A 12,792-nucleotide genomic window follows, 5' to 3' on the forward strand; every position below is an offset into this window, starting at 1 on the left:
CTACGGGGTGGTGGGCGGCGCCCCGGCGCGCCCGGACTGACCGGCCCCGGCCCCGGCCCCGGTTGCCTGGCGGCGCCGCGTTGGGTAGCTTGGGCTGCCCCCGCTCACCCCAGACCCGCCCGGAGCCACCATGGACCGCAGGGAGTTCCTCGCCCGGGGCGCCACGCTCGCCGCGGGCGCCGCTTTTACCGGCTTCCCCCTTCCCGCCGCCGCGTACCCCGCGCGCTTCGCCCGGGACCCCGCCGTGCGCGAGCTGGCGATGCGCGCGCTGGACGCCGCGAAGGTGGCCGGGGCGGCGTACGCAGACGTGCGCATCAGCCGCAACCGCAACCAGTCCGTCTCCACCCGCGAGCAGCAGGTCACCGGGCTGCAGGACTCGGAGACCTTCGGCTTCGGGGTGCGCGTGCTGGCGCAGGGCGCCTGGGGCTTCGCCGCCAGCCGGGAGCTGACCGCCCCCGAGGTGGAGCGCGTGGCGCGCCAGGCCGTGGCCCAGGCGCGCGCCAACGCCCGCGCCGCCGCGCGACCGGTGGTGCTCGCGCCCGTGGAGAGCTGGCCGGACGCGGAGTGGCGCTCCCCCATCGAGATCGACCCCTTCGAGGTCGCCATCGAGGACAAGGTGGCCCTCCTCCTGGATGCCAACCGGGCGGCGCTCGGCGTGCCCGGCACCCGATTCGTCACCTCGTCCATGTTCTTCGTGCGCGAGGAGAAGACCTTCGCCTCCACGGAGGGGACCTTCGCGCGGCAGACCGTCTACCGCTCCTTCCCGCAGATGAGCGTCACCGCCGTCTCGGCGGACGGGCGCGACTTCCAGTCCCGCAACTCCACCCCCGTGCAGCCCATGGGGCTGGGGTACGAGCACATCCGCGACGCGCGCCTGGCCGAGCGCGCCCCCGGGTGGGCCGAGGACGCGGTGCGGAAGCTTTCCGCGAAGCCGGTGCAGCCGGGGCGCTACGACCTGGTGCTCCTCCCCTCGCACCTGTTCCTCACCATCCACGAGTCCATCGCACACCCCACCGAGCTGGACCGGATCATGGGGTTCGAGGCCAACTACGCCGGGACCTCGTTCATCCACCCCGTGGAAGAGTACCTGGGCCGGTTCCGCTACGGCCCGGAGCTCATGAACATCCAGGGGGAGCGCTCCACCCCGGGCGCGCTGGCCACCGTGGGGTGGGACGACGAGGGGGTCAAGCCCGACGAGTACCTGATCGTGAAGCAGGGGGTGCTGCACGACCTGCAGACCACGCGCGAGCAGGCCCCCATGCTCGCCGACTGGTACCGCCGGATCGGCAAGCCCGTGCGCTCGCACGGCAACTCGTACGCGGAGAGCTGGTCGGACGTGCAGTTCCAGCGCATGCCCAACGTGAACCTCCTCCCCCATCCCGAGCGCGACGTCTCCCTCGACGAGCTGGTCGCCGACGTCAAGGACGGTATCCTCATCGAGGGACGCGGGTCGTACTCCATCGACCAGCAGCGCTACAACGCCCAGTTCGGCGGGCAGACCTTCCACGAGATCCGGAACGGGAAGGTGGGAGGGATGCTCAAGGACGTGGCGTACCAGATCCGCACCCCCGAGTTCTGGAACGCCATGGACGGCCTCGGCGGGAAGAGCACCTACGAGCTGGGGGGGACCTTCAACGACGGCAAGGGGCAGCCGTCGCAGTCCAACGCCGTGTCGCACGGCTGCGTCCCCACGCGCCACCGCAATATCAACGTGATCAACACGGGGCGTGCGGGGTAAGCGATTGCGGCTGCTCTGTTTGTACCGCCGGCCGGCGAGCCGGCGATGCGGGCCGCGGGAGGCCCGCGGCGGTTGACAACGCACGGGCACCGCAGGTAGCTTTGCAGGTTCCCGTTATTCACCGCCGCGGCTTTTCCTCTCGCGGCCCGCCGTTCCCCCATCCCCATACGTTGGAGTCCGTAACCTCCAATGCTTCAAAACCTGAAAGTCCGTGTGGCGATCATCGTGGTCGCGGTGCTGGGGAGCCTGTTCTTCCTGTACCGGAACTACGAGGCCCAGAACAGCATCGTGACCCTCGGCCTGGACCTCCAGGGCGGGAGCCACTTCGCCCTGGAGATCGACGAGACCAAGGCGCCCATGGCGCCCGCGCAGCGCGCCGACGCCATCGAGCGCGCGCTGAAGATCGTCCGCACCCGCGTGGACGAGCTCGGCGTCGCCGAGCCGGTGATCCAGAAGGCGGGTGACGAGCGGATCATCGTGGAGCTCGCGGGGATCGCGAACGAGGGCCGGGCCAAGGAGATCCTGCAGCGCGCCGCGTTCCTGCAGTTCCAGATCGTGCGCCCCCTCTCCGAGATCCAGCAGACGCTCCCGCGCATCGACCGCGCGGTGACCGAGGCCCTGGGCAACGAGGGCGCGGCGCGGCAGCCGGCGCAGAGCCCGGCCGGCGGCCTCTTCAAGGGGCAGGCCGGCGCGGACACCGCGGGCGGCGCCGCTCCGTTCACCAGCAAGGTGATTCCGGCCGGCGAGGGCGAGTTCGTGGTGGAGGCCAAGGACGTCCCGGCTGTGGAGCGCTACCTGGCGCTCCCGGCGGTGCAGCGCCTCCTCCCGCGCGGCACCGAGCTCCTCTGGGGCTTTCAGGAGCCCGGGCAGCGGAACCAGGAGTTCCGCCGGCTCTTCCTCCTGGAGTCCCGCGCGATGATGACCGGCGAGTACCTGGAGCAGGCGCAGGCGCTGACCGACCCGCAGACCATGCGCCCGATCGTGACCTTCGAGCTGAGCCGCCGCGGCGGCCGCGTCTTCGAGCGCGCCACCGGCGAGAACGTGGGGCGGCAGATGGCGATCGTGCTCGACGACCGCGTCTACAGCGCGCCGGTCATCCAGACGCAGATCTCCAACCGCGGGCAGATCGACCTGGGCGGCGCCTCGCTGGAGGAGGCGAGCGACCTGGCGCTGGTGCTGCGCGCCGGCGCCCTCCCGGCGCCGCTCCGCATCGTCGAGGAGCGCACCGTGGGCCCCTCGCTGGGGCAGGACTCCATCGACAAGGGGCAGATCGCCGGGCTGGTGGGCGTGGGCGCCGTGATCCTGATGGTGATCGGCTACTACCGCGTCTCCGGCCTGCTGGCGGTGCTCGCGCTGCTCGTGTACGTGCTCCTGGTGCTGGGCGGGCTCGCGGCGCTCCCCGGCGCGTCGCTGACCTTCCCCGGGATCGCCGGTCTGATCCTCTCGGTCGGGATGGCGGTGGACGCCAACGTGCTGATCTTCGAGCGGATCCGCGAGGAGCTGGCCGCGGGGCGCGGCGTGCGCACGGCGGTGAACCAGGGCTTCGCCAACGCGCTGTCGGCGATCGTGGACTCCAACCTCACGACGCTGATCACGGCGGGGATCCTGTTCTACGTCGGCACGGGGCCGGTCCGGGGCTTCGCGGTGACGCTGGCCATCGGCATCATCGCCTCCATGTTCACCGCGATCTTCGTCACCCGCACGCTGTTCATGCTCTACGTCGAGCACCGGACGGCCGCGCGGGGAATCTCCATCTGAACGGGCAACGGGGCACATCACCATGAGACTCTTCGAGAACGCCAGGTACCCGTTCATGGAGTGGCGCAAGCGCGCCTACATCTTCACCGCGGTCGTGCTCGTCCTTGGGATCGGGGCGATGCTCTACAACGCCGCCACCCTGGGTTCGTGGCTGAACTACGGCGTGGACTTCACCGGGGGCACCCTCGTCCAGGTGAACTTCAAGCAGCCCACCACGGTGGACGAGATCCGCGCCACCGCGGCGCGGGGCGGCCACTCCGACTGGCAGATCGCCCGCTTCGAGGGCGGCGACGAGTTCGTGATCCGGATGCCATCCTTCGAGCAGGAGGCCGGTGTCGACGCCTCGGCCCGGGTGACGCAGGGGCTCTCCTCGCGCTACCAGCCCACCGATTTCAACATCGTCCGGACGGAGGCGGTGGGCCCCAAGGTGGGGAACGAGCTGCAGCAGAGGGCGCTGCTCGCCATCCTGCTCTCCTTCGTGGCGACGCTGATCTACCTCTGGTTCCGCTTCGAGTGGCGCTTCGGGCTGGCGGCGATCATCGCCACCGCGCACGACATCCTGATCACCCTGGGCTTCCTGGCCTTCACCCGCACGGAGATCTCGCTGGCCACGGTGGCGGCGCTGCTCACCATCGTGGGCTACTCGCTGAACGACACCATCGTGGTGTTCGACCGGGTGCGCGAGAACCTCGCGAAGCCGCGCAAGGCGGGGGCGAGCTACATGCAGCTCCTGGATACCTCCATCAACGAGACGCTCTCCCGGACGGTGCTCACCGGCGGCTCCACCCTGGCGACGCTGCTGGCGCTGTACCTCTTCGGTGGCGCGGTGATCCGCGACTTCGCGATGGTGCTGATCCTGGGGATCATCATCGGGACCTTCTCCTCGATCTTCGTGGCCTCCCCGGCTCTGTTCGAGATCGAGAAGCGCTGGCCCAAGTTCAACGTCAAGGGTGGGCCGTCCCGCGCAGGGGCGTCCACGGCCCGGACGCGCAGCGCCAGCAGCACGGCGCTGGTCTGAGCTTTCGTCCCGGAGTTGCAGCGAGCCGCCGCGGAATCTCCGCGGCGGCTCGTTGCGTTCGGGGACCGGTTCTCGCGTGACGGCAACGGAAGGGGCTCACACACAGGAAGCAGGGGAAGCAGAGGACTGCTCCCGCCCGGTGCTTTTCCTCTGCTTCCTCTGCTTCCTCTGCGTGCGTATCTACTCTCTTCGGCTACGGCATGGCGACTTCTTCGGTGGAATCCGGCATGGCTCCGCTCTCCCTGATCGACTCGCACACGCACCTCACCGACGAGCGCCTCTTCCCGGACGTTGAGGGGGTGCTGGAGCGCGCCCGCGAGGCGGGCGTGGAGGCGGTGGTCACCATCGGCACCTACCCGGACAGCAGCCGCGAGGCGGTGGCGCTCGCCGCCCGCTTTCCGCAGGTGTACGCCACGGTGGGCGTGCACCCGCACGCCGCCGACCAGGGCACCGACGAGGCGTTCGCGGAGATCCGCGCGCTGCTGCGGGAGCCGAAGGTGGTGGGGCTGGGGGAGACCGGGCTGGACTACTTCTACGACAACGCCCCGCGCCAGGCGCAGCGCGCGTCCTTCCTCCGCCACCTGGAGCTGGCCCGCGAGACGGGCCTCCCGGTGGTGGTGCACACCCGCAGCGCCGACGCCGACACCGCCGACGTCATCGCGGACGCGGCCGGCGTCCGCGGCGTGCTGCACTGCTTCAGCGGCGGGCGGGCGCTCCTGGACCGAGCACTGGAGGCGGGGTGGTACGTGTCGTTCGCGGGGATGATCACCTTCAAGAAGTACGAGGACGCGGACCTGGTCCGCGCCGTCCCCGCCGACCGCATCCTGGTGGAGACCGACGCGCCGTACCTGGCGCCGGTCCCCCACCGCGGCAGGACCAACGAGCCGGCGTACGTGGTGCACACGGCGCGCAGGGCGGCGGAGATCCGCGGGGAGGACCCGGAGGAGTTCGCGGCCCGGGCGGCGCGCAACGCGCGGGCGTTCTACGGGATCTGACGGCGGCGGAAAAGACTGGTACGAAGGCTGCGAACGGCCGCACGGGTCCCCGCCCTGCGGCGACTGACCCGGCACCGGAGCCCACGGATGAATCGAAACGCGCGACGCGACCTGCGGGTCGGACTCGTCCTCCTGCTGCTGGCCCTGGGCACCACGGCGGCCTGCGCGCAGGAGCCGGAGCCGGCCGCCCCGGCGGCACCCGCGCCGGACGGCGCCCTCTTCGACCTCTACCTGATGGGCGACGCGGGGAAGCCGAACCCGGCGGGCGAGCCCATGCTGATCGCGCTGAAGCGCGTCATCGAGGAGCGCGGAGCGGAGCGGGCGATGGTGGCCTACCTGGGCGACAACATCTATCCCGACGGGCTGCCCACGGACGAGCACGGGTACCGGGCGGAGGCGGAGCGGATCCTCCAGGCGCAGCTCGACGTGCCGGTCAGCACGGGCGCCCGCGGCATCTTCGTATCCGGCAACCACGGCTGGGACCACAGCGGGCCCGAGGGGTGGCGCGAGATCGTGCTCCAGGAGAAGTACGTGGAGGCCCACGGGCAGGGGCGCGTCGAGTTCCTCCCCGGGGGCGGGTGCCCCGGCCCGGCGGTGCGCGACGTGGGGGGGCTGCGCCTGATCGTGCTGGACACCCAGTGGTGGCTGCACCCGTACGAGAAGCCCGACCCGCCGGAGTCCCCGTGCCCGGCGGAGACGGACTCGGCTGTGGTGGAGCTGATCCGGACCGCCATCCGCGAGGCGGGAGAGCGGCCGGTGGTGGTGATGGCGCACCACCCGCTCACCTCGGGCGGGACGCACGGGGTCTTCCCCATGCTCCCCACCCGCTTCTCCCCGATCCCGAAGTTCTCCGCCCAGGACCTGGGACACCGCAAGTACCGCTACATGCGCAACGTCCTGAAGCGCGCCTTCGCGGAGCGTCCGCCGCTGCTCTTCGCCGCCGGCCACGACCACAACCTGCAGCTTCTGCGCGGCGTGGGCGCCCGCTACACGATCGTGAGCGGCACCGGGTTCTTCCGCCGCGCCGGGCGGGTGCGCCGGCTGGAGAACACCATCTACGCCAAACGGGACAACGGCTTCTTCCGCCTTTCCGTTCAGCCCGACGGCCGGGTGCTGGTCGTCTCCTACGTCGTCGACGCGAGCGGCAACGCCACCGAAGACTTCTGGACCTATCTCCCCCCCGAGGCGTAGCGGTCCGGATGCGCCCCCGGCGCCCCGCGTGAGGGATGCGAGCCCGAAGGGGCGAGACCCCGCGCCGTTTGCGGGGGCTCGCCGCACTTGAGCAGCGTCGTGTGCTGCTCTAGTGCGCCGCAGCCCGGCCCCCCGCCAGGGGGGACACGCCCGAACCCGCCCTCGAAACACGCAACGGGTTGACGGCGCCCTTCAAAAGCGGGTAGCTTGCGGCCCGAAGTTCACCCGAAGCCCCCGAGCACCGGAACCGATGCCCCGCAGGATCCACGTCCTCCCCGAACGCCTCGCCAACCAGATCGCAGCCGGGGAGGTGGTGGAGCGCCCCGCCTCCGTGGTGAAGGAGCTGGTGGAGAACGCCCTGGACGCCGGCGCCACCCGGGTGGAGATCGTGCTGCGCAACGGTGGGAAGACGGAGATCCGCGTGTCGGACGACGGGTGGGGGATGGGGCGCGACGACGCCCTCCTCTCGCTGGACCGTCACGCCACCAGCAAGATCAGGGACCCGGCGGACCTGGCCCGGATCCGCACCCTGGGCTTCCGCGGGGAGGCGCTGCCGTCCATCGCGTCGGTGTCGCGGCTGGTGCTGGAGACGGCGGAGCGCGACGGCGACGGGACCCGCGTGGTGGTGAGCGGGGGGCAGACGCAGGCCGTGGAGGGGTGCGCGCGCAGGCGGGGGACGACCGTGTCGGTGCGCAGCCTCTTCTTCAACGTGCCCGCGCGCGCCAAGTTCCTCCGCTCGGCCGCGGCGGAGAGCCGCGCGGTGAGCGAGGTGGCGACGACGCTGGCGCTGGCGCACCCGGAGATCGGCTTCACGCTGGAGTCCAACGACCGCGAGGTGCTGGCGCTCCCCTCCGCGCCCACCCTGGCGGCGCGCGTAGCCGGGATCTGGGGCGGCGACATGGCGGACGAGCTGATGCCGGTGGCGCACCGCGAGGGTCCGGCCGCGCTCACCGGGCTGGTGCAGCGCCCCCACTCCGCGACCCCGGGCGGGCGCCGCGCGTACCTGTTCGTGAACGGCCGCCCGTTCACCGAGCGGCTCCTGGTGCGCGCCGCGGACCGGGGCTACCACACCACCATCCCGCAGGGGGTGCACCCCTCGCTCTTCCTCTTCGTGGAGGTCCCGGACGGCGACGTGGACGTGAACGTGCACCCCGCCAAGGCGGAGGTGCGCTTCCGCGACCGGGCCGCCATCGAGCGGCTGGTGGAGGAGGGGGTGCGCGCCGCCCTTTCCGTGCTGGAGAGCACGCCCGCCATCGGCCGGCGCGACCCGGTGGAGGCGGTGCCCTCGTACGGGTCCGGGCACTCGCCCACGTACATGCGCGGCGACACGGGGCTGCGGGCCACGCGCGAGGCGGCCGTGTTCGGCGAGCCGCGGCGGGAGGGCGCGAACGGCGCCCGGCCGGGGTTCGGGAGCCTCCCGGCCCCGAGGGCCCCGCGCGCGCCGCGGGACGAGCCGCAGATGGCGCTCTTCTTCTCGGGCGCCCCGGCGGCGGACGCGGGCGCGGGCGCCGAGGCGGGGGGGCGCGACGACGAGCCCGAGGTGCAGGCCGCCCCACCCGTGATGTGGCAGGTGCACAACACCTACATCCTCGCGGAGACGCGCACCGGCCTGATCCTGGTGGACCAGCACTCGGCGCACGAGCGGGTACTGTACGAGGAGCTGGTGCAGGGGCTGGCGACGGGCGAGCGGGCGAGCCAGCGGCTCCTCTTCCCGCTCACGCTGCGGCTCTCCCCCGCGGAGTACGGCATGGTGCAGGAGGTCTCCGGGATCCTGCTGCGGGCGGGCTTCGAGATCGAGCCCTTCGGCGGGCGGGCGGTGATCGTGCACGGCGTCCCCAACCCGCACCCGCACTTCGACGCGGAGCGCTGCCTGCGCGAGATGATCGCGGAGCTGACGGAGGGGTCGGAGCTGGTGGACTCGGTGCGGAGCCAGGGGGAGCGGATCGCGCTCTCCTTCGCCTGCAAGGGGGCCATCAAGGCGGGGCAGAAGCTCTCACAGGAGGAGATGCGCGAGCTGTTCGACCGCCTCTTCGCCACGGAGCTCCCCTACCACGACATCCACGGCCGCCCCACCGTGATCCAGCTCTCGCTCAAGGAGCTGCACAATCGCTTCGGGCGGGGGGGCGTGTGAACGGCAGCGAACGGGGGACAGGCTACGGGGGACAGCCTGCAAACGGGGCCGGCGGACCCCCTCCCCCGGCCCCTCCCCGCAAGGGGGAGGGGAGCACGGCAGGACGGCGCGCCGTCGGGGATATCCCGGTCGGGGCGCCGTTTCGCACTTTCGCACTCCCGCACTTTCGCACTCTCGCACTCCGGTGACCCCCCACGCCCTCGCCCTCGTCGGCCCCACGGCGTCGGGGAAGACGGCGCTCTCCATTGCCGTGGCGCGGCGGTTGGACGCGGAGGTCGTCTCCATGGACTCGCGCTCGGTGTACCGCGGGACGGACGTGGGGACGGCCAAGCCGACGCCGGAGGAGCGCGGCGGGATCCCGCACCACGGGATCGACCTGGTGGAGCCGTCCACCCGCTTCAGCGCCGGGGACTTCGGGCGCTACGCCCGCGCGAAGATCGCGGAGATCCGCGGCCGCGGGCGCGTCCCGATGCTGGTGGGGGGGACCGGTTTCTTTCTGCGTGCGCTGACCCACCCTATCTTTCGGGAGCCGCCGCTGGACCCCGCCGCGCGCGAGCGGCTGGCCGCGGAGCTGGCGCCGCTGGACGACGCCGAGCTCCTCGCCCGGCTGCGCGAGGTGGACCCGGAGGCCGCGGAGCGCTTCTCCACCTGGGGCGGGCGGCAGCGGATCCTGCGCGCGCTGGAGGTGCCGCTGCTCACCGGTCGGACGCTGGCCTGGTGGCACGCGAACTCCCCGCCGGAGGCCCCCGCGGTGCCGGTGCTCTCCTTCGTGTTGGAGGTCCCGCGCCCCCTCCTACGGGAGCGGGTGGACCGCCGGGTCACGGAGATGGTGGAGGCGGGGCTGCTGGAAGAGGTACGCAGTCTGCTGGAGCGCTACGGCCCCGACGCGCCGGGGCTGAACGCGCACGGGTACGCCGAGCTGATCCCGTACTTCCGCGGCGAGCGGACGCTGGAGGAGGCGCTGGAGCTGGTGCGCCGCAACACGCGCGCGTACACGAAGCGCCAGGCCACCTGGTTCCGGCACCAGCTCCCCCCCGGCGCCGTCTGGCTGGACGCGACCCGGCCGCGGGAGGAGCTGGCGGAGGAGATCGCGCGGGGGTGGAGGGAGGCCCCCTCTCCCCCCGACCCCCTCTCCCCCGCAAGCGGGAGAAAGGGGGAGAACGACAACGGCGCCGCGTAGTGCTCCCCTCTCCCGCATGCGGGGGACATAGGGGCAAAGTGTTGCGAGCCTCAAGCGAGCCGGGTGGGGGCCCTTCCGGTTGGGGCACGCCCAAACGATGTAGTTCCACAGAAGCAAGAGAACACGTGAAGATCGGAATCACCTGCTACCCGACGTACGGCGGCTCGGGGGCCATCGCGACGGAGCTGGGGATCGAGCTAGCCCAGCGCGGCCACGAGATCCACTTCATCTCGTACGCGCAGCCCTTCCGGCTCCCGCACTTCATGGAGCGCGTGTTCTTCCACGAGGTGGACGACGCGCGCTACCCGCTCTTCGAGTACTCGCCCTACCCGCTGACGCTGGCGGTGATGATGCACGAGGTGGCGATCCGCGAGGAGCTGGACCTGCTGCACGTGCACTACGCCATCCCCCACGCGACCTCGGCGTGGATCGCCAAGGAGATGCTCGGCGACGGGCACGGGCTCAGGATCATCACCACCCTGCACGGCACCGACATCACCCTGGTGGGGCAGGACCGCTCGTACTGGCCCATCACCCGCTTCTCCATCGCCAAGTCGGACGGGATCACGGCGGTCTCGGACTACCTCAAGCAGGAGACGGTGGACCACTTCCAGGTGCCGCCGGACGGCGTCGAGGTCATCCCCAACTTCGTGGACGCCGCGCTGTACGACCGCGACCGCTACCCCTGCCGCAAGCAGGCGCTGCTGCTACCGGGGGAGAGGCTGATCATGCACGTCTCCAATTTCCGCAAGGTGAAGCGGGTCGGGGACGTGGTGAAGACCTTCGCGGCCATTCATGCGGAGGTGCCCTCCCGGCTCGTCCTGGTGGGCGACGGACCGGAGCGCCCGGACGCGGTGGCAGAGGCGGAGGCGCTGGGCGTCGCGGACCGGGTGGTCTTCCTGGGGAAGCAGGACTCCGTGGCGGAGCTGATGGCGTGCGCGGACCTGCTCCTCCTCCCGTCCCAGACGGAGTCGTTCGGGCTGGTGGCGCTGGAGGCCATGGCCGCGGGGGTCCCCGTGGTGGCCACGGCGGTCGGCGGGCTCCCGGAGGTGGTGGAGGACGGCGTGACCGGCTTCCTGCGCCCCGTGGGGGCGACGGACGAGATGGCCGATGCCGCGGTCGGGCTCCTGCGCGACGGGGCGCGCTGGGAGGAGTTCTCGCGGGCGGCGGCGGCGCTGGCGCGGGAGCGCTTCGGCGCGGACGTCATCGTCCCGCGCTACGAGCGCTACTACGAGCGGGTGCTGCGCGGCGGCGCCGAAGCGCTCCCCCTGGCGCGGGCGGGCGGCGCATGACGCTCCCGGAGGAGGTGCGCGCGCTCCTGGAGCTGGCGCTGGCGGAGGACGTGGGCACCGGCGACCGGACCACCCTCTGGACCTTTCCCGCGGGGACTCGGGGCGAGGCCGCCATCGTCGCCAAGGCGCCCGGGGTGATCGCGGGGATGGACGTGTGCGTGGCCGTCTTCCACGCGGTGGACCCGGCGCTGCAGGTAGAGCCCGCGGTGGGGGACGGGGCGGCCGTGGAGCCCGGCGACGTCGTGCTGCGGGCGCGCGGGTCGGCGGCGTCGCTGCTGACCGCGGAGCGCACTGCGCTCAACTTCCTCCAGCAGCTCTCCGGAGTCGCCACGGAAACGCGGCGGTACGTGCGCGCGGTGGAAGGGACCGGCGCACGGGTCATCGACACGCGCAAGACCACGCCGGGGATGCGGCGGCTGGAAAAGGACGCGGTGCGCGCGGGGGGCGGCGCGAACCACCGCTTCGGGCTCCACGACATGGTGCTGATCAAAGACAACCACGTCGCTGCGGCCGGGGGGATCCCCGCGGCGGTGGCGGCGGTCCGGGCGCGCAACCTGGAGCGGCTCAGTGTGGAGGTGGAGACCACCACGCCGGAGGAGGTGGAGGAGGCGCTGGCCGCCGGGGTGGACCGGATCATGTTCGACAACATGCCGGTGCCGCTCCTGGCGCGGATGGTGGAGCGGGTGCACGGCGCCGGGCCGGGGCGCCCGGAGACGGAGGCCTCCGGCGGGATCACGCTGGAGACGATCAGCGCGGTGGCGGAGACGGGGGTGGACTTCATCTCGGTGGGGGCGCTGACGCACTCCGCCCCGGCTCTGGACCTGTCGCTCCGGCTCCGGCAGCTCCCGTGATCGAGCGGCGGGCGGACCGCTGGGAGGGAGGGACGGCGGCGGAGCTGGCGCGGGCGTGGGGGATCCCCGCGCTGCACCTCTTCGAGCGGGTGGGATCCACCAACGACGTGGCGCGGGCGCTGGCCGGGGCGGGCGCGCCGGCGGGGACCGCGGTGATCGCGGAGGAGCAGGTGGCGGGGCGGGGGAGGGGCGGGCGGCAGTGGGTCTCCCCCCCGGGGCTGGGGATCTGGCTCTCGGTGGTGCTGCGGCCGGCGGCGCTCCCCGAACCGGGGCTCCTCCCGCTGCGGGTGGGGCTGGCAGCGGCGGCGGCGCTCGATCCCTTCGCCCGCCCGGGGCGGGTGGAGGTGAAGTGGCCCAACGACCTGCAGGTGGCCGGGCGCAAGCTCGGCGGGATCCTCTGCGAGGGGAGCTGGGAGGGGGCGGGGGTCGCCTTCGTGGTGGCGGGGATCGGGATCAACGCCGCCCACGCCCCGGACGACTTCCCCGCGCCGCTGCGCCCCGAGGCGACCTCGCTCCGCATGGCGTCCGGGTGGAGCCCTCCCCGCGCCGAGGTGGCCGGGGCGCTGGTCCGCGCGCTCGCCGGGCTCCCTGCGCGCATGGGCGCCGTGCTCTCCCCCGCGGTGCTGGCGGAGCTGGAG

At 72.5% G+C, this 12,792-nt stretch carries 10 protein-coding genes; all 10 read left to right on the top strand.

From position 1 onward, the window contains the following. Nucleotides 1-130: 130 nt before the first annotated feature. Nucleotides 131-1,738 (top strand): TldD/PmbA family protein, encoded by a 1,608-nt coding sequence (locus tag VGR37_21675; GenBank protein ID HEV2150022.1) that lies wholly within the window; start codon nt 131-133, stop codon nt 1,736-1,738. A gap of 213 nt (nt 1,739-1,951) precedes the next feature. Continuing rightward, nucleotides 1,952-3,496, top strand: coding sequence for a protein translocase subunit SecD (gene secD, locus VGR37_21680; protein HEV2150023.1), 1,545 nt, complete (start codon nt 1,952-1,954; stop codon nt 3,494-3,496). 22 nt (nt 3,497-3,518) lie between these two features. Further along, nucleotides 3,519-4,514, top strand: a complete 996-nt coding sequence (secF, locus tag VGR37_21685) for a protein translocase subunit SecF (GenBank protein ID HEV2150024.1) — start codon at nt 3,519-3,521, stop codon at nt 4,512-4,514. 227 nt (nt 4,515-4,741) lie between these two features. Further along, complete coding sequence (locus VGR37_21690) at nt 4,742-5,509, top strand: TatD family hydrolase (protein HEV2150025.1); 768 nt, start codon at nt 4,742-4,744, stop codon at nt 5,507-5,509. 87 nt (nt 5,510-5,596) lie between these two features. Further along, complete coding sequence (locus VGR37_21695) at nt 5,597-6,700, top strand: hypothetical protein (protein HEV2150026.1); 1,104 nt, start codon at nt 5,597-5,599, stop codon at nt 6,698-6,700. Between the two features lie 250 nt (nt 6,701-6,950). After that, on the top strand, nt 6,951-8,831 hold the full coding sequence (gene mutL / locus VGR37_21700) for a DNA mismatch repair endonuclease MutL (protein HEV2150027.1): 1,881 nt from the start codon (nt 6,951-6,953) through the stop codon (nt 8,829-8,831). A 184-nt stretch (nt 8,832-9,015) separates the two neighbouring features. Next, nucleotides 9,016-10,011, top strand: coding sequence for a tRNA (adenosine(37)-N6)-dimethylallyltransferase MiaA (gene miaA, locus VGR37_21705; GenBank protein HEV2150028.1), 996 nt, complete (start codon nt 9,016-9,018; stop codon nt 10,009-10,011). A 125-nt stretch (nt 10,012-10,136) separates the two neighbouring features. Then, nucleotides 10,137-11,303 (top strand): N-acetyl-alpha-D-glucosaminyl L-malate synthase BshA, encoded by a 1,167-nt coding sequence (gene bshA, locus VGR37_21710; GenBank protein ID HEV2150029.1) that lies wholly within the window; start codon nt 10,137-10,139, stop codon nt 11,301-11,303. Then, the gene (gene nadC, locus VGR37_21715) at nt 11,300-12,154 is read left to right on the top strand and encodes a carboxylating nicotinate-nucleotide diphosphorylase (GenBank protein ID HEV2150030.1); all 855 of its coding nucleotides are present in this window, start codon (nt 11,300-11,302) and stop codon (nt 12,152-12,154) included. The genes bshA and nadC overlap by 4 nt, the downstream gene beginning before the upstream one ends. Next, nucleotides 12,151-12,792, top strand: a 642-nt coding sequence (locus VGR37_21720) for a biotin--[acetyl-CoA-carboxylase] ligase (GenBank protein HEV2150031.1), incomplete at its 3' end; no start/stop codon positions are given. The genes nadC and VGR37_21720, both read left to right, overlap by 4 nt.

The sequence above is a fragment of the Longimicrobiaceae bacterium genome (genome assembly GCA_035936415.1).
Lineage (GTDB): Bacteria > Gemmatimonadota > Gemmatimonadetes > Longimicrobiales > Longimicrobiaceae > JAFAYN01.

Excerpts from the sequence above, each read along its gene's own strand:
- VGR37_21675 (HEV2150022.1), top strand. The coding sequence starts at position 131 with ATGGACCGCAGGGAGTTCCTCGCCCGGGGCGCCACGCTCGCCGCGGGC.
- secF (HEV2150024.1), top strand. The coding sequence starts at position 3,519 with ATGAGACTCTTCGAGAACGCCAGGTACCCGTTCATGGAGTGGCGCAAG.
- VGR37_21690 (HEV2150025.1), top strand. The coding sequence starts at position 4,742 with ATGGCTCCGCTCTCCCTGATCGACTCGCACACGCACCTCACCGACGAG.
- VGR37_21695 (HEV2150026.1), top strand. The coding sequence starts at position 5,597 with ATGAATCGAAACGCGCGACGCGACCTGCGGGTCGGACTCGTCCTCCTG.
- mutL (HEV2150027.1), top strand. The coding sequence starts at position 6,951 with ATGCCCCGCAGGATCCACGTCCTCCCCGAACGCCTCGCCAACCAGATC.
- nadC (HEV2150030.1), top strand. The coding sequence starts at position 11,300 with ATGACGCTCCCGGAGGAGGTGCGCGCGCTCCTGGAGCTGGCGCTGGCG.